This is a genomic window from Gracilibacillus sp. D59, from assembly GCF_052246695.1.
Taxonomy (GTDB): Bacteria; Bacillota; Bacilli; order Bacillales; family Amphibacillaceae; genus Gracilibacillus.
In genome coordinates this window covers 387,131-409,321 of record NZ_JBQQCK010000003.1, presented here as the reverse complement: position 1 = coordinate 409,321, position 22,191 = coordinate 387,131, and the positions used below count along the sequence as shown (strand labels likewise).

Here is a 22,191-nt window from a genome sequence, read left to right as displayed (position 1 = left end):
TATTTGTAGCCATTATGAATATATCGACCGTTTAACCACCACTCCGGCTGCTCTCTCCCCTTTCCGTGGGGGTTGCCCTTCAGTTAATGCATGCGCTACAACTTTTGTCAGATCTAGCAACTTGGGTTGTTATCCCTGTGAAAGTGCATAGGCTGTGATACCAACTTTTTATACCTCCCTACCTTAGAAAAGGGACGGTCCCTCCTTTTCCAAAAGTAGATCGAAGGGGAGCCGTCCCAAAAAGTAACATATTATTTTATCATATTGTTGATTATGCTTAATGTTAATTCTTCTAACTTCTCTTTGGCGGTAGAGGAAACATGCTTGCTGTTCTCTTCTTTATTTACGTGTTTTAAGAAATCCTCTACTGCCTTCGCAGCTTGTTCAGTCTTTTCATCAGCAAAGTGTTTTTCTGCTAGTCTAAGTCTGTTATTTAGTACATTAACTAATGGATCAGATAATTCACCCGACTCAACATAAGTTTGTAATAAGGTTGATAAAGATTCGAGTGTAAATTCTTGTACCATCAATGCATTGATTACCCAGTGTTTATCTGTCTCACCTGAAAGACCTAACTCCACTTCTTTCCCTGTTTCTCCGCCATTTACTAAAAATGAAAGGACTTTAAACTCACCTACATCAGTTCCGCCTGTTTCAGCAACCTCTTCACCATTTACTGTAACAGTTGTATTGGCTTGGCTATATTGCCGGTCTCCAGACATAACATTTATGGTATGGTAACCAGCAGGGATAGAAAGTTTTAGTGTAGCTGGATGAAAGGAAGCTACAAGATCTCTTCTTAACGAGTCTACCTGACCTCTATCACGGTTATCAGGTACTTCACCAATCCAACCATAACCTTTGCTTCCATCCCATGTATCTTCAGGCGAAAGTCGACTATACTCCCCAAAAACTACACTATCTGAAGTACCCGCATCAAGGGCAAATACGGAATCTTCTGCTTTTGGTACAGCTAAAATTTCCAGTTCATTTGTTTCCAAATTATCATCGAATTTAGCCTTTACGGTTAAGTTAAATACATTAGCATCCGCTTTTGCAGGAGGTATGACAGATAACTCTACTTGTTTAGATTCCAGACCGTCTAATTGGACAGATACTGGTTCTACCTTCCAATCGATTGGAGCATCTGCATTTAGCGTGATATCTTTTTTAGATTCCGTATTATTAGTCACAGTAGTTATCAAAGAATATTGATCACCATAATATAACACGTCTGTACCAAAATCAAAACCTGTCATTTTAACTAGAGGAACAACAGAAATCTTTATTTTGAGCACTTTATCTAACTCAGGAAGTGTTGCTTCCACTACTGCGGTTCCCTCTTGATCAAATTGTTCGTTATTATAGGACCACTCTACTTGTGTATCAAAAGTGTCACCTTTGTCCGTTGTAACATTCACAGTGGTTGGTAAATCAGGTGTCTCATTAATTAGCACTTTCTCAGGCAGCTTCGTATTGATCGTTACCCCAGACATCTTATCGAGTAAGTCAAGTTGCCATTCATTATACCAATCAATGGAAAGCTCACCATTCTGTCCAAATTCTATCGGTAACCAAACATACCTAGAATTTGCCAAGTCATTTCGATTCCATCGATCACCCATGTAGATGAACTTACCATTTGCCGGATCAACCGGAATTACATACGTACTTTGTGAATCATGTGTGGTAGATGCTCCTTCTCCATCAATCGGGTTACCCATATCTGTCCATTCTCCTAAGATAGAGTCTGCGACATGATACCTTGCTGGGTTAGGATCCCACCCTGTAGCACCTGAAGTAATTAAATAGTACTTATCTTTGTACTTGAATATAGCTGGTGCTTCACGATGACCATTATAGATCGCACGCGTAAAATCTTTTCCATATTCATCTCCAGCAAGGGCAGTGTACTCTTCATTAAGTTTAGAAATATACAAAGAGTAATTTTCTTCACTGGCATAAATAATATAAGCAGTACCATCATCGTCTTTAAATAAAGTCATATCTCTGGACATACCAGTATTACGGACTTTATATTCATAACCTTCGGGCATTTTGTTTAAGCGATTACTTTCCAAGTATTCAAATGGTCCTGTTGGGGAATCACTAATTGCCACACCAGCCTTTGCTTTGGCATAGTTAGAATCTGATCCCTCATATGGTCCATCGACATGTAACCATAATACATACTTATCTGTTTCTTCATTATAAATAACCTTTGGTCGCTCTAATACGCCACGTTCTTGGTTTATATCACTGAAAATAGCATCTTTTTCCTCGGCAGATCTATTCTTATACAATTCTGCAAAATACGGATCTTCGTCCAAATCTTCTCTCTTTTCGACTGCTTTCATGACTACACCTTCGTCTTTCCAGTTATATAAATCCTTTGAAGAATAGGCATGAACACCTGTCGCTGGAAGGTAACCATTGGTTTTATCTTCCCCGTACCAATAGTATGTTTCCGTTTTTTCATCATACATGATCCCGCCACCATGTGCTTGAATAACTGCACCATTCGTATCTAACCATGGTTGCCCTGGTTTAAAAGACTCATTTAAGGTGTTAACTATCAAGCTAGCTAAGGCTTCATCAAGTTGATTGACTTTACCACGAATTTCTTCTTGTACTTCTGGCGATTCGACATCCAAATTATTTTCATTTATTTCGCCAACATAATTCTCTGCCTCTGATATTGCATTATTTAATACTCCTAAGCTAATTGGTGTATATATATCTGTTTTTTCTGCCTCTATCTTAGATTCTGCGATTTTATCCTCTAAATAAGATAAAGGAAGAACTACATATTTCTTCACTATGATGTAATTTACTAATGGATCATTATAGTTGGTGAGTTTATCCTCTGCTGGCCCTTGAATTTTAAAATTCAATTTCCCATCCGTTACAGGAACTTGATAATAAGTAACCTCTTTTTCTTCTCCTTCACTGCCAATTGCAAAATCTCCATTAGATAAGTTTTCGTCTTCACTTATAATATTGACACTTCTTCCACTCCATGGGTTTTTAAAGCCTACCGTAATCTCATACTCACCTTCTGGCAATTCGAAATTGTATTCAATTGCCTTATCACGAGTTTGTTCTCCATTATAATACCTTAGAGTACCATACTTATCAGACGTATCTCTTGTTGAAGTATTAGTAGTTTCCGTAACCAATCCCCATGATTTACCTGTTACCTCATCTACTCCATACATTTGCTCTGTCTTACTAGCATATAACCCCATTTTGTCATTACCTTCTACTGTTTCAGGAGTCGTATCCCCAGCATTGACGAAGTAAAGAATATAATCATTATTTTTCAGCTCTTCTTCCGTAAAGACTGTAGAATCTACTTCGCTAGCAAATATAGTTGAACTAAATGCTAGACCAATGAGTAAAAAGCTTATGATACAAAGTAATATAATCCTCTTGTCCTTCTTCACAGACGTACACTCTCCTTTTTATAAAAAGTAATTGTTTCTTTATGGCCTAATAAGCCAACCCATCTTATACATCACCCCCTTAAATGAAATTAGTTGATATAAAATAATTATTTTTGTTTTACCTTGTTGTTTGGGCTACTAAATGAGGAGGATTTCAAATTAAAGATGTTATAGTTTTTTATAATAGCTTCATTTTTTGTTATTCATTAACAATGAGGATTAGCTTCTTGGCGCCAAATATATTTTTGATGTTTTGACAAAATTAAAACGCTTACATTTCGATGATCGTTAAAATTAATACTGTTTTTATCTAGCATTTATTATTCGATTTACCAAAAATAGTATCTACAAACTAGATTATAATCATATCAGAACAGTACACTATAACAATTTTTTGCTCATTATTAATAATATTTTTACTTTTCACCATTTCAAACACTAAAGATTTGTATACAGGTGATTTATATAAAAAAACCGACTAATATTTATCAGTCGGCTTTTACGTGTTAAAAATCAACAATTTCTCTTTTGCTATCTTGTCTTTCATGTAATTTTTTCATTGCAAATCTCGCTATTGGCTGTGCAATCAACAGTTCAATCCAAAATGCTACACCAAAGTTTCTTGGCCAGGCATGAAAGAAATTTTGGAAAGGTTCAACACTTATTTGTTTCGTACCGACCCAATTTCCTATAATTGTTAAAAGAATAGATAACACCGTAACATGTAATAAAATATTCAATAACACTCTAGCATTAAATCCATCCGTTTGTTCTATTAATTTTGGCATCACCTTCCCTACTACTGGTTCTGCAACCAAACTAACTAACACAACAACGATAACCCACATAAACGGAATAATCTTTAGCGTTTCCACATAAACCTCGTTACTAAAGCCAAGTTCCAATCCCATAATAATCGGAGCTATAGTATTTACGGAAATAATAGAAATGATTAATAAAAAAATTATGCCTTCTTTTCCGTTTCTCGGAAGTCTTTTTTCTACTTGTATATTGTTTATCATCAACAACATCCCTTCTTTTTTACACCTTGATTATTATAGCGATGTTGGGAACTTTTCATAAGTGAACATTTTGTGAACCTTTTAAACATGACGGACTTTTCCATGAAATTCTGATGGAATAAGCATTACTTGAGCGGCTTCGGCTGAGATAGTATCTGACACTAACCCACTAGCGTAATAATCTATTCTGTTTTTCAGCAAACGATTTTAATTCTTTTGCACGAGAGATTATAAATCTAGTCATATATTTTTCCAAAAACAATTTGTCAGCAATCCAGCCAATTGGAGTAAAAGAGTGGAAAGGCCTTTTTAGCATGATATCTACAAACTCGATAGGTTTTTCCATATGAGTTACTTTAGCAGTTAACCTTTGTTTAATACCAAGATGAGTTGCTTCCCATGTAACAGTATCTCCCTCTTCTAATAAACCTTGGGTCACTCCATCCACAGCAGTTTCCTTAGTTTTAGCACTGGTTTTAGTATGTATAACTACGTTTCTTGCAAGATTAAAACATATTTCCACAGGCGCTTCAATAAACTGGTGGTGTTTAATAATCGGCATCTGCAATCTCCTTTACAAGGCCAAACCCTTTGTTGTTTTTTTACTTAATAATTTATATTTAACGTCTGTTTCATTTTATTAAGTAAGTTTATATGTTTCTCTGTTGTAATAGCTGGAATATTTGTATACCCTACATTGTCATAGCTAAATAGAATAGTACCATCTTCTAAAATGTTAAAAGCATATTCTCCCTTTTTCGGTTTAGTTCCATCTTCTTTAAAGAAAGCAAACATATATACAATTCCTGACTTCATTTCTTTGAATAATTGTTCGCTTTCCATTTCCTCTACTTGTACTCCCTCAACAATAGATAATATTTCTTTAATTTTTTCTTTATCTTTTATAATAGTTTCCGTTCCTTGTGAAGATATATTGTTTTCTACCTTTTGAACAACTAACAAATCGGCAAAATCTTTATCTTCTATTTTTATAGGCTCTTCCTTACTGGAACAAGCACTTAATAAGACAATTATAAATAGTAAAGGTACATAAAAATGTTGGATAAGCATCCCCCTCGTTCTGTAATACAATACTGTCCCTATAGCTTGTGTTTCTAACCTGCCCTTCAACATCTGAATAATTTCATATTAACATAATATTCCATAAAAAGAATAAATTTTTCATACTAAAAAAAGACGACCATAGATGACCGCCTAGCTACACTATTACTTCTTTTATCAAGTCACTTCCATCAGAGGGGGGGTTTTTGACCCCCTCTGTAGCAACATTTATTTAATCATTTTTACAAATCTGTCAAAATGGCATTCACTCAATCACAAGTTTATTCCTGCATCGCGAGATACAAAGCACCTTTCACACCTGCTTCATCTGTCAGTCCTGGCGATACAATATAGTTATCTATTTCTTTTTCTGTTAAATATGGGGAGCTAACATAGCCATTAAGCATTTCCAGTACATTTTTTCGGATTAACGGAAACAGTTGTTGTTGTTTCATTACGCCCCCGCCCATAATAATCCGCTCGGGCGATAATATATATATGTAGCTTGTTAAGGCTTGTGCTAAATAAAAAGCTTCGATTTCCCACACTTTGTCATCATCTGCTAGTTCATGACCTTTCTTCCCCCATCTTTTTTCCAAGGATGGGCCGGCTGCAACACCTTCGAGACAATCACCATGATATGGACAAGTGCCTTCATAGGTATCTTCCGGGTGGCGGCGGACTTTAATATGACCCATTTCAGGATGGGATAGACCTTTTAATGTTTGACCATGGAAATATGCACCTGCACCTATTCCAGTACCGACAGTGATATACAGGCAAGTATCAACATCGGTTGCATTTCCCCATTTTGCTTCTGACATCGCCGCTACGTTTACATCCGTATCAATGTTAATTGGTACACCTAATCCTTCTTTTAGCTTTGCACCAAACGGATAATCAACCCATTCTGTTTTTGGTGTTTTTTGTACTTGTCCATATGCAGGACTTGTTTCATTTATATCAATTGGGCCAAATCCTCCAAGACCAAGACGTTCGATGCCTTTCCCTTCAAAGAAAGCGATAACCTTTGGTACCGTAATATCTGGATGTTCTGTCGGAATGACTTCTTTTTCGAGAATTTCACCTTGATCATTACCTACTGCTAAAACAACTTTTGTTCCCCCTGCTTCAATTGCACCTAACTTCACTAATGTTACCTCCCTAAAACTTTTGCTTTAACGACCAAAATAATGACATTACCCACTCGTTCTTCCTTCTCACCATTGTCGAATGGTGGTCGTGTTCGATTTGTTTTATTAAAATCTATTGTAGCATAATCGAATACCGTAATATATCCTTTTTCTCCAGTATTTTCATCAAGCAAATGCAGCTACTCTATACTATCAGGCACATAATCAACAACGAACTAAAGATAAAATGATGAATAGCCGCTTGCAACATTCCTTTTTTTATTGTATCTGACTCTGGGTGCATGTGACGAAATAGTGATACTGCTGTCGGAAATGCAAGTACTACAATAGAAGCTGTCAATGGCAGTAATCCAAAAAACATTAATACAAACACTGATATATAAGCTGCGATCACAATACAAAACAGTAACCAATAAGCCTTTTGATGACCGATCCGAATCGCTATTGTATTTCTCGTTGAATGATCTTTTTCGATGTCACGTGTATTGTTCGTTAAAATCATTGATGCAATTAGCAAACAAAAAGGCAGTGCTAATAATAGCGTATCACCTGTTACGTGTCCTGTTTGAATATAGCTAGCGATCATAATTGGAAACCATCCAAGCGAAAAAGCTGCAGCCATTTCACCCAGTCCAAGTGTTGATAGGGAAGAACGACCGGCTGAATAAAAATATCCTAGCACTAAACCTGCGATACCAATCGTAATGATCATCATACTCGTTTTAATTGCTAACCATAAAGTTAAAATGGAAAACAACACCACAAGCACTATAAATACAAAAGGAACTTGCTGTAAATATGGAGTTATTCCAATTTTACTACGAGATGCCTCGGACCATTTTCCTTCTTCTTGCCCTTTTAAAAAATCAAAATAATCATTAAGCATATTAACAGCCATCTGTACCATAACCCCGATAAAAAGAAACAAAACAAAATGATCATAACGAATCGACTGCCATTGGCCACTAACAGCAATTAGTGTACCATAGATCATTGGCATGATAGAGCCTGTTAATGTAGGTGGACGAATGATCTTCCACCAGCTTCCTTTAAATGCATACGGTTGATTCAAATGACGATATCCAAATAAATCGATGTACTTGTCCATTGGATCCCTCTTTTCTATATGATGACCATTAGCCAAGTCAGGATTAAAAATCCTAAGCCTTCTATCGAGCATATGAAAGCTACTTTTAATAAGCCAAAGAACAATATCCGACTAACGTCCCCTATACTAAAGTACATAACCCATTTAGGAGTGACGTAATCCACCATTTTCCGTAATAAGAAGTGAAAAAGCATCTCCTATTCATTCACTGGTCCCTATTTCTCATTAAAAATCCTGTTCATGTAGAAGAAATTGCTTCTGCGAAAGACTGGTAAGATCCTTATCGCAGGATAGACACCCTAGATAAAAAATAATCTGCCGATCCACAGAATACCTGCCACCATATGAATCCATAATATATAGTAGCTTCATCACCGCTCACCTCTCCTTATAATGTAGAGAAATGGACGAGTAAATGAGTTGATTGATACCACAATTATGGAAAGGAATGAAATATTGTTATGGAGCAGTTTCTTATTATTGCTATTTTGACTGGTAGTTTGATTGTATTTTTGATGCATTGGGGGCTACTATTGTTGCAAATTATTTTCGCGATACTTGTTACAAGCTTTCTTCCGATTGATTGGTTTTTAGGGGCATTGGTAATACAAGCATTATTTGGATTATGGATTTTACGTCAAGTCTTTCAAGCAGGATGGTATCAGTATCAATTAGAACTAGAAAAAACGCAGCGAATTCCTCAGCATTATACTGAAGGAGGCAAATCAGGTATAAAAAAGAACTTTTTATAATAGGCTTGTTTGGAAAAATTCTGCTATAATATGTTAGTCAATAACAAAAAAGGAGTATTACTAACATGTTAAAGCAGTTTTTTTCCTATTATAAACCGCATAAACGACTGTTTATCATAGACTTTTCCAGTGCTGTCATTGTTGCAATCTTAGAGCTCGCCTTTCCAATTGCCGTCCAATGGTTAATAGATGAGCTATTACCTGAACGCAACTGGAATTTGATTGTGACAGTCAGTATCTTATTATTTGTAGTATATCTGTTCAGTACTTTCTTGCAATTTGTTGTCAGTTACTTAGGACACAAACTAGGAATAAATATTGAAACGGATATGCGTGAGCAATTATTTACCCACGTACAACGACAGTCTTTTCGTTTTTTTGATAACACGAAAACAGGTCATATTATGAGCCGAATCACAAATGACTTATTTGATATTGGTGAATTGGCACACCATGGACCAGAAGACTTCTTCATTGCGATTATGACCTTTACAGGAGCTTTTTGGATTATGTTTACTATCAACCCGACACTTGCTCTAATTGCATTGGTGATGGTGCCGTTGTTAATTGCTCTTGTAACTTACTGCAATATCGCAATGAACAAAGCTTGGCAGCAGATGTATCACAATATTGCCGGTGTTAATGCCCGCGTGGAAGATGCTGTATCTGGTGTTAGAGTCGTTCAATCTTTTACAAATGAAGATTTTGAATTAAAACGATTCAATCGAGATAACGGTCTGTTCCGTAAATCAAAAATCAAAGCTTACAAAGTCATGGCTGGTACACATTCAAGCATCTATATGATGACTCGCTTCCTTACTGTCATCGTCCTTGTTGTCGGAGCATGGTTAACATTCAAAGGGGACTTAAGATATGGAGAATTAGTCAGCTTTGTGCTTTATACCAATGTATTAATTAAACCGATAGATAAAATCAGTGCGTTACTGGAATTGTATCCTAAAGGAATGGCAGGATTCCGCCGGTTCCAGGAAATCTTGTCGAAGGAGCCAGAAATTAACGATGATCCAAATGCAGTTTCAGTTGACAAATTGACAGGTGAAATCCAGTTTAATCAAGTCGACTTCTCCTATGATGGTCAAAAGTCCGTATTGGAAAATATTAATTTACAGATCAATCCTGGTGAAACCGTCGCATTTGTCGGACCTTCCGGTGCAGGGAAAACGACGATTTGTTCATTGATTCCAAGGTTTTATGATGTGAAGGATGGTTCCATTACGATAGACGGAATCGATATTCGTAAAATGACGAAAAAATCATTACGTTCACAAATCGGAATCGTGCAGCAGGATGTCTTCCTTTTTACTGGAACTGTACAGGAAAATATCGCCTACGGAAATCAGCAGGCAACAGAAGAAGAGATTATCGATGCAGCGAAAAAAGCACACTTGGATCAAGTTATTGCGGAGTTACCAGATGGGTATGATACCCAAATCGGGGAGCGCGGCTTAAAACTGTCAGGTGGGCAAAAACAACGATTAGCGATTGCTCGTACATTCTTAAAAAATCCACCAATATTAATATTGGACGAGGCAACATCCGCCTTGGATACTGAAACAGAACGAATGATTCAGCAATCACTGGATCAGCTTGCAGAAAATCGTACGACATTAGTGATTGCACACCGATTAGCAACGATAAAAGACGCCGATCGTGTCGTCGTCGTAACGAATGATGGCATCGCTGAAGAAGGTAGCTACCAGGAGCTTTTAGCGAAGAACGGCGTGTTCGCACGATTGCACAAAATACAGTATGAAAAAAAACGAGACTAAGTGCATCCAAGCACTTAGTCTTCTTCTTGCCAAAATAAGTCGTTCAGCGTTTTATTTAATGTTTTACAAATCGAAATACATAATTGTAGGCTAGGATTATATTTCCCTTGTTCAATCAATCCAATTGTTTGCCTAGTAACTCCTACTTTTTCAGCTAGTTCTGCCTGAGACAAATCATGCTCCACCCTTGCAACTTTCAGCTTGAGATTTTTCATCATTCATCATCCTCTAGCTGTTTTTCCACTGCTTTATCACTTCGTTTTTTCGCAGATGAATAACTTATTGCCAGTACAAGCACAAGTATCGGGATATAAAACATAACGGATGCCACAAATGTAATGAAGAAATAGTAAATCGCTTGTGATTGACTATCTGCATAGCTGTATGCACTATTGATACCAAAGAACAGCCCTAATAAAACTCCTACAACAATCCCTATAGTAATTGTCTTAGTCTGATAACTCCACTTACTTTTACTATCGTGCATCTCCACTTCAACAGAAAAAAGCCCTTTTTGTGATGCTCGAACACTATAATAAATTCCTACAACAATAAAAATAACCAGTTCGGTAGCCACATGTTCGATCGTAAAGCCGTATTCAAAATACTTATACACCATAGATGATAAGCAGATCGCATAAATCAAAAGGTAAATTTCCCGATAAATTTTGTTTTGTTCATTCACAACACGTTCATCTTGAATCTTATTTTTGAAAAAGTTCATCATCTTACCCCCAGTAATTGTTATACTTTTATTATACATAATATTTAACTTAATGCAATATATATTTTACAATTAGTAATTTATATAGTCTTTATTGTAATATTATTATCTTCATAAAAGAACAGGAAACCATTATCCGTCATATTATTTATTGTTTGACTATGATCTTAGCTTTTTCTTAAATAGCAATTAGGTGATGCTTATCAACAAAACTTTATTACTTCCACTTGGATTAGTTGTTTATCTGGGTTTATTCAACAAATCTTTGCTCCCTCCGCTTGGATTTGTCGTTTATCTGGATTTATTCAACAAATCTTTGTTCCTTCCACTTGGATTTGTCGTTTATCTGGATTTATTCAACAAATCTTTGTTCCTTCCGCTTGGATTTGTCGTTTATCTGGATTTATTCAACAAATCTTTGTTCCTTCCGCTTGGATTTGTCATTTATCTGGATTTATTCAACAAATCTTTGCTCCCTCCGCTTGGATTTGTTGTTTATCTGGGTTTATTCAACAAATCTTTGTTCCTTCCGCTTGGATTTGTTATATAAAATCATATAGATCTATGCCTACAAAAAAAGACACCCGCGTAATACACGTGAGTGTCTTTTGGCTAATTATACCTTACATCCTTATGACCTTATATCTTTAATAATTAAAAACGACAACCTCCCACCTATAAAGGTTGAAACACCTCCTAAAATGATAAAGGTAATGGATTTATAATTAAAATCAGGGACTAGAAAAATAAATACCGCTAGCACAATGAGAACAAAAAATGATGTGAATAATACTTGTAAGGAGTTCATCTTTCTATCCATTTTCATCACTCTCCTAAGTGCTTATTGATAATCTTTTTATGATATTTTTGTACCGTTTTCCACTGTTTCATCTGGTTTGAGCAATACTACATCATCTGCTCCAGGTACTCCACCTAATACCAATACTTCTGATTTAAAGCCGGCAATGCGTAGTGGTGGAAAATTAACTACTGCTGCAACTTGTCGTCCGATTAATTGCTTCGGATCATATCTTTTGGTGATTTGTGCTGACGATTGTTTTACACCAATCTCACCAAAATCGATTTTTAACTTAATCGCTGGTTTCCTTGCTTCTTTAAAATCTTCTGCTTCAATTACTGTTCCAATTCTTAAATCTAACTTGGTAAAATCCTCAAACGTAGCCATTATCATCACCTCAGTTATTATTTCTTATCCACTGTTCTATTTCTGTAAATGCTGTAGCATCACTTAAAATACCATTCATGATTAGCATCTTTTATAACCGAAACATCCATTTGACTATTAGCTTGAAATAATGGTTGATAAGCGTCAGCAATAAATTCCTCATCATCGCTTCCCACAAGTAACATCGTCGGTTTCGAAATATTAGAGATTACTTTTTTATAATCGGCAGGATAGCTAGACACAAACAGCCTGTAACTCAGTTCTAATGTTCCAGAGCCATGCCTTTTTTCTTAGGTTTATGATTTTGATACACAACCGAATGGTTCCAATTTGTTATTTTAAATCCATTTAGAATGAACAATGGCACAAGCCTTCCCATAAGAGCTTTTCCATATCCTTTTTCATTATTCTTTGGGATCGTAGGTGCACTATGATGGACAAATGGCGCCAATAACAAAAATTGATCAATATATTGGGAGCAAGTATGGGAAATACTTCTGAGTACTGTACCACCGCCAGCCGAGTGACCAGCTAGAACTAGCCTTGACTGTGGATGTTTTTCTTTTGTAAATTGAATAAATGACTCTAAATCACTTTCATGTTGTCCTATGTAATCAATATCACCTTTTTGAATGGCATGATCTCCATAACCTCGCAAATCTGGTGTATAAACTGTCGCCATATTTTTCTCTGATAGGTATTCAGCAAGTGGTGCTAAATAACGATAATTTTCAAAAATACCATGGAGTAGTCATGATAGTCTGACTAGATTCAGCAGTATATTCTTTATAATAATGCTGATAGCCATCCTTCGTAGTAAAAAAACTCATATATCTACTCCCTTTAATGTCATATTTCGATAATATTTTTATGATACCATTTTTTAACTATTCATTTACTATAAAAGTAGTTTATCAAATTTGCTACTAAGGTCCTAATCAGATAAATGAGACCTCTCTACATCAACTTTTGTGTAATAGACTAACTAGAATCTAACTATTTTTAAGAAAATTTTTTAGTTGTCAAAAATCTACTTATAAGATAAAATACAATATATAGATAATCAACAAGACGCAAACATCAATATATTGTATTCACGACATCAACACTGTGAAAATCTGATTTTTCGCAGTTCAGTTTATTACATATATATTTTAGCATATTACCGCTCCTTAATGAGCGCTTTTATTATGTATTTGGAGGTTTTTTCATGACTACAGAAGTTAAATCTATTAAACAATCAGTGACAAAAGCATTACAAGAAGCAGAAGAAAAATATGGATTAGATACGAAAGATATACAACTACGTATCGAAGAATCTACAAAATCTGACAAAGACACTACACAAGAAGCATTATTCTATTCATTAAACCGTATCTCCATGGATCAGCCGAAATGGACTTTTGTTGCAGCTCATTTTCATTTGAACCAATTATATGGAGAAGCAGCTCAAAATCGTGAGTATGACCCAGCTCTGAAATATGGTGACTTACATCAATTAATTCAGTTACTAACTGATAAGGGCATTTACAGTGCTGACATCCTTACTCATTATAGCAAAGATGAAATTAATCAGCTAGAGAAGGCAATTGATCCAGAAAAGGATTCGCTTTTCAATTACATAGGACTTTTTCTTTTAGCAGACCGCTATTTAGCAAGAGATCATGACCGCAACTTATTTGAGCTACCCCAAGAACGATTTATGATTATTGCCATGACCTTAATGCAAAACGAAGCACCGGAAAAACGGATTGAATTAGTGAAGGAAGCTTATTGGGCATTAAGTAATCTGTATATGACTGTCGCTACACCAACTTTATCTAATGCAGGTAAAAGCTATGGCCAGCTGTCTTCCTGCTTTATCGACACTGTAGATGATTCCTTAGACGGGATTTATTTAAATAACTGGGATATCGCCCGTCTCAGCAAAGACGGCGGCGGAATTGGTATCTATTACGGTAAGGTTCGTGCATTAGGTTCAGATATTAAAAAATTCAAAGGCAATTCATCTGGTGTTGTACCATGGATTCGCTTAGTGAACGATACAGCAGTCAGTGTTGATCAATTAGGTCAGCGCCAAGGGGCCGTTGCAATCTATTTGGACGTTTTCCATAAAGACATTATGAACGGTTTCTTAGACTTAAAAACAAACAACGGTGATGAGCGTCGTAAAGCACATGATATTTTTACAGGTGTTGTTATTCCTGATTTATTTATGGAGCAATTACAAGAAACAGATGCTCAAGGAAAAAGTATTGGTGAATGGCATACATTCTGTCCACACCAAGTGAAGCAAATCATGGGCTGGAAAGACGAAAATGGTAATCCTCTCGGACTTGAGGATTTTTATGATGAAGAAGATAACAAATATTTTACGGAAAAGTACTGGGAAGCTGTGAACCACCCGTTACTTCCTAGAAAAACTTACCGTGCAATGGATATTATGGCTCGTATTATGATTGCCCAATTAGAAACTGGAACACCATATATGTTCTATCGTGATGAAGTAAACCGTCAAAACCCTAACAAACATAAACGTGGTATCGGGAAAACATCTATTTATTGCAGTAACTTATGTACCGAAATTGCCCAAAACATGTCACCAACTACGATTTCAAAAGAATACCAAGATGAAGAAGGTAACATTGTAATCGTTCGTAAACCAGGTGATTTTGTCGTATGTAACTTATCATCGATTAACTTACCAAATGCAGTACGTGAAGAAGTATTGGATCGCTTAATTTCTATACAAGTTCGAATGTTAGACAATGTTATTGATTTAAATACGATTTCAGTTGGTCAAGCGCAAGTCACTAACAAAAAATATCGTGCAGTTGGTCTCGGTACTTTTGGCTGGCATCACCTGCTTGCATTAGAGAGCATACATTGGGAATCAGAAGAAGCTGTTGCATACGCAGATAAAGTTTACGAAGATATTGCCTATTACACTATTAAAGCATCAATGGAATTAGCAAAAGAAAAAGGTGCCTACTCAGAATTTGAAGACTCTGAATGGCAAACAGGAGTTTATTTTGACAGAAGAGACTATCATTCAGACCGCTGGAACCAATTACGCAAAGATGTGGCAGCTAACGGTATTCGCAATGGTTGGTTAATGGCTGTGGCACCAAACTCTTCTACAGCAAAAATCGGTGGTTCCACTGATGGTATTGACCCATTATACGCGGTGGAATTTGCGGAAGAAAAGAAAAACTTTAAATTTAAAGTGACAGCACCTGATTTAGATCATGTGACATACAACTACTACCGCCGTGCACGTCATGAGTTGGATCAAGTATGGAGTATTAAACAAAACGCGAAAAGACAACGTCATATTGACCAGGCGATTAGTTTTAACTTCTATGTACGTCATGATATTAAAGCGAAAGAATTATTAAACTTACACATCGCTGCATGGGAAAACCGTCTGAAAACAACGTACTATGTTCGCAGTACTTCTCAAACGGAAATCGAAGAATGTGAAGCATGCCATAGTTAAGTAAGAAAAGTGATATAAACCATTTACCGGATGCCGTTGCAGAATGTCTGCTTTCGGTATCCACTTCAATATTTTTATCCTATGTGGGAGGACCTAGACATGACACAAGTCAATCAATCTCTAACAAAAATCAAACTATTAAACCCAACCTATCCGAATAAAGCAACTGGCATTATTAACGGTGAATCTTCAGGACTATTAAACTGGAACGACATTGCCTATCCACAAATGTATGACTTATATCAAACATTATTGGCAAACTTTTGGAAAGCACAAGAAATCAATATGCAAGATGACATCAAGCAATGGGATAACTTATCCGAAACGGAAAAAGATGTTTTCTTACGTATTAATACACAACTGGCATCACTTGACAGCCTGCAGACACCGACGATGACACATGTGATGGACTATGTAACAGATTCTAGCTTTAAAGCAATTTTCGCTGTTATTTCACAGCAAGAAGCAGTGCACAATGAGTCCTACTCCTATATTTTGAGTTCGCTTGTGCCTTTGCGTGAACAAAATGAACGTTTTGACCAGGCAAAGGAAGATCCGATGGTTCGCAAAAGAAATCAGTTGATTTTGGATAGCTATGAAGCGTTCCGTGAAAATCCGACACCACAACGTTTATTTGAGTTGGCTATTAACTCTATTAATTTAGAAGGTATCTATTTTTATGCAGGGTTTGCTTTTTTCTATCATTTGGCGCGTCAGCAGAAAATGTTAAAAACAAGTACAATGATTAGCTACATTCAACGTGACGAAATGCAGCACGCTTATTTCGTTTCACAGTTCGTCCGAATTTTGCTTACTGAAAATCCAGAGCTTAATACCGAGGAAAATATTCAATATGTTTATCAAACAGTTGATAAAGCAGTACAGCTGGAAAAAGAATGGGCGGATTACATTTTAAAAGATATTGAAGGTATTGATCTTGATGAATTCCATGGCTATGTAGAGTATTTAGCTAACAAACGTTTCCGCCAAATCGGCTTGGATAATTATTATCCTGAACGTGATAACCCAATGGAATGGATTCATGTCTTCAGTGATGAAATGATGAATGAAACCAAATCAGACTTTTTCGAGCAAAAATCTCGTACTTATACGAAAGTATCATCATCTAACGGCTTCGACGAACTATAATAAGGAGGCTTGTCAGTATGAAAGCTGCGATTATTTATACATCTGTTACAGGTAATACCTCTACCCTAGCAGAAATCATTTGTGACAATATGAATAAACATCATATCGATACAGACCTAATCCCTGTTGATGAGTTCCATCCGGAACAGCTGCATAACTATGATATCGTCACAATCGGAACTTATTCATGGGACAATGGGGAACTGCCTATGGAAATGGAGGAAGTCTTTGAAGCATTCGAAGATGAAGAGGTAAAACATATTACCACTGGTGTATTTGGAACAGGCGATAGCTTCTATCCTTATTATTGTGGAGCAGTTGATATTTTTAGAGATATGCTTTACGTTCAAACTAATCTTGCAGTTACTTTAAAAGTAGAGTTGACACCGCAAGAGGAAGATCTTCACCGATGTGAAAAATTCTGTGATAGAATAGCAAGTGAATTTGCAGTAGTTTCATAGCTTCAAAAGTTGATGTTGTAAAAAACATCAACTTTTTTCATGAAAGGAGAATGACAGAATGTTAGAATATCTATTAATTTTTTTAGGTGCAGCAGTACCATGGTTTGAAATTGCTCTTGTTATTCCGCTTGGTATTTTATCAGGGTTAAATCCCCTTCTCGTTATTTTTGTCGCATTCATCGGAAATATGGCAACGATATTAGCCTTAATCATCGGATACGATAAATGCAAACAGTGGCTAGCAAAAAGAAATGAAAAAAGGCAATCCAAACGCGAAGATAAAGCACGCACATTATGGAATAAATACGGTCTTCCAGGTATGGTCATGTTAGGTCCGATCTTTGTTGGCTCGCATATTGCAGCATTTATCGGCATGACACTTGGAGCAACAAGACAAGCAACATTAGCTTGGTCAACATTTAGTATCGGTGCCTGGTCACTAGCAATTGGAACTTTGACGGTATTAGGATTTGACATTTTCACGAATTAACATAGAGGCTGGGACAAAAGTGATTTGTCCCAGCCTCGCAAAAATTTCTGTTAATGAATGTGAACCAAATCATCTTTATTCGACGATCTCAATATTTAACGGATATACATAAGGTTGATCTGGCTCTTCAATTGTTTTCACATCCGTTACATCAATAATAGGTATTTGGGAACCTTGGTAGTCTGTTAATTGAATCGTTCCTGTAACTTCTAGCCAAGTATTATCTTCCATATTAACTGCCTGATCGAATTCCGTTAAAAAACCAATTAATCCTGCATCTGCCACACAATGGGTAATCAGAAAGCGACCAATAACTAATTGTTGTGGAGAAAATCCTTCCTCACGATATACAAATCCTGATAATGTTACCTTTGTTCCTTGCAATTGTTCTGTATTTGCCATTATTTCTTGGTAATATGTGGAGAATAGTGTTTCATTCATTTCTAAATGTGTTTGTTGCAATATATCCGACCGTAACTGATCATATTCAGCTTTTGAAATTGTATTTTTATAGACATTCGGATCAATCGGGTTATCATCACCTGATGGTTGTTCCGCTCCTGAAGGACTCTCCTGTGGGGAAGACTCTTCATCTAATGATATCCCCTCTTTTTCCGTTTGACTTGTGATCGATAATGTCGCTCCTTTATTTTTAGCAATCGATGCATCTAAACTGGATAATGGTAATAACATACCAGTCATAATAGGAAAAACGATAATAATATAACTAAAGGCCTTTTTTAGATTCATCGGTTGATCTCCATGATCATGATGATGTGCATGACCTTCCTCATGATGATGGTGGTGCTCAGCTTTTGCTCCAAATGTAAACACCCGATGCATTTGAATCAGAAATAACAATAGAAATAGAGAAGCACCTATTTGACTTAATGTTTCATATTTTGGATTAATCAATTTTAATATGTCTCCACTAACATGCAATCGAAAAATAAAGATAGTGAAAAATAGAAGAATCATAGCACGTAGTAGCTGTTGTCCATTTATTTTCATGTGGCAGCCTCCTTAGTTTAATACTTGTAACAGGCTTATAAATATAAAAACTGTGACCGTCACAATACCAATAAAAATCAGTACAAATCTAGTCTTAAACACACTTAACATCATAAAAGTATTTTTTAAATCTATCATTGGTCCATAAATGAGAAAACCTAAAATAGATGCTTGCGGGAATATATTAGAGAATGATGCACCGATAAAAGCATCTGCTTCAGAACATAATGATAGTAAATACGCTAATCCCATCATAACGATAAGAGAAGTAACTTGACCATCTCCAATGCTAACTAACAAATTTGTTGAGACATAGACTTGTACACATGCAGCTAAAAAAGCACCAATAATTAAATATTTTCCCATATCAAAAAATTCGTCCACTGCATGTAATAATGTTTTACCCGTTTTTTCTAAAAAAGATGGGGTGCTAGAGTCAGATTCACAACTGGATACAGTCGGTGTCTGTGATTTCAGCTGATTAGTTTGAAATAGAAAGCTGATGATAATTCCGATAACAAGTGCAATGAGAAAGCCTATTCCCATCCGTAACAGCGCAATTGTTAAATCATTCCCGAACGCCATATACGTAGAAAAAATCACAATTGGATTGATTAATGGCCCTGTTAATAAGAATCCTACCCCTGCATAAATCGGTACACCCTTGGCAATCAATCTTCTAACAATCGGAACAATCCCGCATTCACAAGCAGGGAAAAGACCACCAACGACACAACTCATAAAGACCGCGGCATATTTATTTTTAGGAATCCATTTTTTTAACTGATCTTCTGTTATAAATATTTGAATAAACCCAGCAATAATTACACCTATTAATACGAACGGTAATGCTTCTATCAAAATACTTAAAAAGATAGTATTCATATGATAAAAGGAATCAGGTAACTGCATAATGGAGAAGGTGTCACTAACGGCAAAAACATATACGACCATCACAAATAGAAACAGAATAGCAGAATCAATAATCATCGAAGGTAAACTTTTTCTCATAATATACTCCTTTTTGTCGTCATCTACCCTTATATCTATGTAATAAATAGAATTCTAGAATCCATCTCGCAAAATAAATCGTAATCATTTCGATTATATATCACCTTCTCATATTAATGCAATAAAATTACGATGACACATACAGAAAAAAATCTTATTTATTAGTCACTTAAATATGATACAATATTAAAGGCTTTTTTATATTAGAGAAGGAGGAAATCTCTATGCAGCAAGATACTGAATTATCACGTGCAACAGGGAATTCAACAATTAACAAGCTGGATTTCCGCTTAGGCGCATTTGGCGCAGCGGTTCCTTTATTATTTTTCGTCATATGGGCAATCACTACTAGTGTATTACAATTATCTTCTGAAATAGGCCTTGTTCTTGGTGCTATTTTGGGAATTACCTTAGGGTTATTTTTTTGTAAAAGTAAATGGGCAGATTATGCGCAGGGATTATTTGACGGACTAGCCCAACCCATTGGTGTTGTGGCAATGGTTGCCTGGTTTTATGCAGGAATGTTTGCACAAGTATTGCAGGTTGGAGGATTGGTCGAAGGTCTAGTCTGGATCGGCATGATTACTGGATTCACAGGTGGTCTTTTTGTCGGATTGACATTCATATTAGCAGCCGTATTTTCTACTGCTGTCGGTACTGGATATGGTACAACGGTCGCTTTTTGTACCTTGATGTTTCCTGCTGGGGTAGCAACAGGAGCAGACCCGACCATTTTATTCGCAGCGATTCTTGCTGGAGCAGTATTTGGGGACAACCTTGCCCCTGTTTCAGATACAACAATTGTATCGGCAACAACACAAGATGCCGATGTACCAGGAGTTGTAAAAAGTCGTTTTAAATATGCAGTTATGGCTGCTATTCCAACACTGATTCTCTTCGTAATCTTTGGAGGCGGTGGCTCAATGGCAAATCAGTCAAGCATTGAGGCTTCTACTAATCCGAATGGGTTATTAATGCTTATACCGTTTGTTGTGGTACTGTTTTTAGCTATATCCGGTCATCATATCATCACTTCTTTAACGTGGGGAATCTTAGTAGCAATAGTAATGCTTGTACTATTCCCAGTAGGTTCGTTAAGTGATGTGATTCGTTTTAACCCCGATTCAGATAATATTGTCGAAGGTGCACTTATTAATGGCATTACCGGCTATATCAATATGGCTGTTCTGATTTTATTAATTGTAGCTGCTGCGCATTTATTACGATTAGGTGGTACGATGCAGGTGATTACCACTACACTTGTAAAATGGATTAAAAACTCTGTTCGACGAGCTGAAATTTCGATTTGGGCTATCGTTGCCTTATTAAACAGTGCGATTACAATTAACACGGCCGCAGAAATTGCAGCAGCACCTTTTGTTCGTGAAATAGGCGAAAAATATAAGATACACAGTTACCGCCGTGCGAACATGCTGGATGCTATCACTTCTGCTTTAGGTTATATTTTCCCTTGGGGAGCACCAGTGTTGCTCGGTTGGTCCACAATTAGTATGATGCAAGACACATACGAATGGCTACCAATTGTTTCTCCAACAGCTGTCTTTCCATTTGTATTCCAAGGCTGGTTCCTTGTCATTGTCATGCTAGTTGCGGCATTAACAGGATGGGGATTGCGTTATCAAGGAAAAAATGGTGAAGAACTAACACAACCACCTAAATAAATGATAAGACTTGGCATTTTTGTAGCCAAGTCTTTTTTGTTCATAAATTTGTTAATTACATTGTGGTATTATTGTTTTATAATAAGGGTAAGTAGGTGATCGGATGCAAACCATATATACTGGACTTGTTATTATTCATATTTTTTCTGCAATTGTCGGGATTGGGCCTGGGTTTGTCCTGACTACAATTGTTAAATCTGCTAAAAGCCTGCCAGAAATCAGACAGGCTTTTGCGTTAAAAGCAAAAGTACATATTTTTGTGATGATTGGTGGAACACTTGTATTAGTAACTGGATTTTTGATGGGTGCGATTAATCCTAGTCTTTTTCAGCAAGGATGGTATCTTACTAGTCTGATTCTCTACTTAGTGGCTCTTTCATTGGGACCAACACTTCTCAAGAAATTCTCGGCTCCAATTAAGGAACTAATTACTGATCCAAGTCTTGAAACAGTTCCGGCAGCCTATCATGTAAATGTACAGAAACTGCTAAGAGCGGAATATATCGAAAACACTTTGCTGTTAATCATTATTTTTCTGATGATTACCAAACCGTTTTAATAATTTGTTGTTTATCTCGATTTATATCCAAAAAAGATGAGACTGGGACAGAAGTAATTTATAATTAGTAAAATCCAAACGATTA

General features: G+C 36.3%; 23 protein-coding genes. 8 read left to right on the top strand and 15 right to left on the bottom strand.

Features of this window, described 5'->3' with window-relative positions:
• Nucleotides 1–251: 251 nt before the first annotated feature.
• The 7 genes from ACTWP4_RS08185 to ACTWP4_RS08155 all read right to left on the bottom strand — a co-directional run bounded on the left by ACTWP4_RS08185 (nt 252) and on the right by ACTWP4_RS08155 (nt 7,792).
• A complete protein-coding gene (locus tag ACTWP4_RS08185) occupies nt 252–3,446 on the bottom strand; it encodes an FIMAH domain-containing protein (RefSeq protein WP_443128266.1) in 3,195 nt (1,064 codons plus the stop codon).
• Between the two features lie 506 nt (nt 3,447–3,952).
• Entirely contained in the window at nt 3,953–4,468 is a 516-nt protein-coding gene (locus ACTWP4_RS08180) for a hypothetical protein (protein WP_443128265.1), read from the bottom strand.
• Between the two features lie 169 nt (nt 4,469–4,637).
• Complete coding sequence (locus ACTWP4_RS08175) at nt 4,638–5,030, bottom strand: SRPBCC family protein (RefSeq protein ID WP_443128264.1); 393 nt, start codon at nt 5,028–5,030, stop codon at nt 4,638–4,640.
• A 44-nt stretch (nt 5,031–5,074) separates the two neighbouring features.
• A complete protein-coding gene (locus tag ACTWP4_RS08170) occupies nt 5,075–5,539 on the bottom strand; it encodes a hypothetical protein (protein ID WP_443128263.1) in 465 nt (154 codons plus the stop codon).
• Nucleotides 5,540–5,811: 272 nt separating this feature from the next.
• Entirely contained in the window at nt 5,812–6,681 is an 870-nt protein-coding gene (locus ACTWP4_RS08165) for an ROK family protein (RefSeq protein ID WP_443128262.1), read from the bottom strand.
• Nucleotides 6,682–6,686: 5 nt separating this feature from the next.
• A complete protein-coding gene (locus ACTWP4_RS08160; protein WP_443128261.1) occupies nt 6,687–6,857 on the bottom strand; it encodes a hypothetical protein in 171 nt (56 codons plus the stop codon).
• 11 nt (nt 6,858–6,868) lie between these two features.
• Nucleotides 6,869–7,792 carry a prenyltransferase gene (locus ACTWP4_RS08155; protein WP_443128260.1) on the bottom strand — a complete coding sequence of 308 codons (924 nt, stop codon included), beginning with the start codon at nt 7,790–7,792 and terminating at the stop codon, nt 6,869–6,871.
• 461 nt (nt 7,793–8,253) lie between these two features.
• On the opposite strand from ACTWP4_RS08155, the gene ACTWP4_RS08150 reads away from it, so the two are divergent.
• Nucleotides 8,254–8,544 carry a hypothetical protein gene (locus ACTWP4_RS08150; protein ID WP_443128259.1) on the top strand — a complete coding sequence of 97 codons (291 nt, stop codon included), beginning with the start codon at nt 8,254–8,256 and terminating at the stop codon, nt 8,542–8,544.
• Between the two features lie 65 nt (nt 8,545–8,609).
• On the top strand, nt 8,610–10,334 hold the full coding sequence (locus ACTWP4_RS08145) for an ABC transporter ATP-binding protein (RefSeq protein ID WP_443128258.1): 1,725 nt from the start codon (nt 8,610–8,612) through the stop codon (nt 10,332–10,334).
• 14 nt (nt 10,335–10,348) lie between these two features.
• On the opposite strand, the gene ACTWP4_RS08140 is transcribed toward ACTWP4_RS08145, so the two are convergent.
• From ACTWP4_RS08140 to ACTWP4_RS08115, 6 genes are all read right to left on the bottom strand, one after another.
• Nucleotides 10,349–10,549, bottom strand: a complete 201-nt coding sequence (locus tag ACTWP4_RS08140; protein ID WP_443128257.1) for a helix-turn-helix transcriptional regulator — start codon at nt 10,547–10,549, stop codon at nt 10,349–10,351.
• Nucleotides 10,549–11,058, bottom strand: a complete 510-nt coding sequence (locus ACTWP4_RS08135) for a DUF6773 family protein (RefSeq protein WP_443128256.1) — start codon at nt 11,056–11,058, stop codon at nt 10,549–10,551. Before ACTWP4_RS08135 ends, ACTWP4_RS08140 begins: the two co-directional genes overlap by 1 nt.
• A 631-nt stretch (nt 11,059–11,689) precedes the next feature.
• On the bottom strand, nt 11,690–11,878 hold the full coding sequence (locus tag ACTWP4_RS08130) for a hypothetical protein (protein ID WP_443128255.1): 189 nt from the start codon (nt 11,876–11,878) through the stop codon (nt 11,690–11,692).
• 36 nt (nt 11,879–11,914) lie between these two features.
• A complete protein-coding gene (gene csaA / locus ACTWP4_RS08125) occupies nt 11,915–12,244 on the bottom strand; it encodes a chaperone CsaA (protein WP_443128254.1) in 330 nt (109 codons plus the stop codon).
• A 59-nt stretch (nt 12,245–12,303) separates the two neighbouring features.
• Entirely contained in the window at nt 12,304–12,486 is a 183-nt protein-coding gene (locus tag ACTWP4_RS08120) for a hypothetical protein (RefSeq protein WP_443128253.1), read from the bottom strand.
• Nucleotides 12,487–12,506: 20 nt separating this feature from the next.
• Entirely contained in the window at nt 12,507–12,983 is a 477-nt protein-coding gene (locus tag ACTWP4_RS08115) for an alpha/beta hydrolase (protein ID WP_443128303.1), read from the bottom strand.
• 471 nt (nt 12,984–13,454) lie between these two features.
• Between ACTWP4_RS08115 and ACTWP4_RS08110 the strand changes: the two genes are divergently transcribed.
• From ACTWP4_RS08110 to ACTWP4_RS08095, 4 genes are all read left to right on the top strand, one after another.
• Complete coding sequence (locus ACTWP4_RS08110) at nt 13,455–15,743, top strand: ribonucleoside-diphosphate reductase subunit alpha (protein ID WP_443128252.1); 2,289 nt, start codon at nt 13,455–13,457, stop codon at nt 15,741–15,743.
• A gap of 99 nt (nt 15,744–15,842) precedes the next feature.
• A complete protein-coding gene (locus tag ACTWP4_RS08105; protein WP_443128251.1) occupies nt 15,843–16,892 on the top strand; it encodes a ribonucleotide-diphosphate reductase subunit beta in 1,050 nt (349 codons plus the stop codon).
• A gap of 17 nt (nt 16,893–16,909) precedes the next feature.
• A complete protein-coding gene (locus ACTWP4_RS08100) occupies nt 16,910–17,353 on the top strand; it encodes a flavodoxin domain-containing protein (RefSeq protein WP_443128250.1) in 444 nt (147 codons plus the stop codon).
• A gap of 58 nt (nt 17,354–17,411) precedes the next feature.
• Entirely contained in the window at nt 17,412–17,843 is a 432-nt protein-coding gene (locus ACTWP4_RS08095) for a small multi-drug export protein (protein ID WP_443128249.1), read from the top strand.
• Between the two features lie 75 nt (nt 17,844–17,918).
• Here the strand turns inward: ACTWP4_RS08095 and ACTWP4_RS08090 are convergent, their stop codons facing one another.
• Nucleotides 17,919–18,854: a TIGR03943 family putative permease subunit gene (locus ACTWP4_RS08090; RefSeq protein WP_443128248.1), complete on the bottom strand. Its 936-nt coding sequence runs from the start codon at nt 18,852–18,854 to the stop codon at nt 17,919–17,921.
• A 12-nt stretch (nt 18,855–18,866) separates the two neighbouring features.
• A complete protein-coding gene (locus ACTWP4_RS08085) occupies nt 18,867–19,865 on the bottom strand; it encodes a permease (RefSeq protein ID WP_443128247.1) in 999 nt (332 codons plus the stop codon).
• Between the two features lie 224 nt (nt 19,866–20,089).
• Between ACTWP4_RS08085 and ACTWP4_RS08080 the strand changes: the two genes are divergently transcribed.
• A complete protein-coding gene (locus ACTWP4_RS08080) occupies nt 20,090–21,547 on the top strand; it encodes a Na+/H+ antiporter NhaC family protein (protein WP_443128246.1) in 1,458 nt (485 codons plus the stop codon).
• A gap of 103 nt (nt 21,548–21,650) precedes the next feature.
• The gene (locus ACTWP4_RS08075; protein ID WP_443128245.1) at nt 21,651–22,106 is read left to right on the top strand and encodes a DUF2269 family protein; all 456 of its coding nucleotides are present in this window, start codon (nt 21,651–21,653) and stop codon (nt 22,104–22,106) included.
• Nucleotides 22,107–22,191 lie beyond the last annotated feature (85 nt).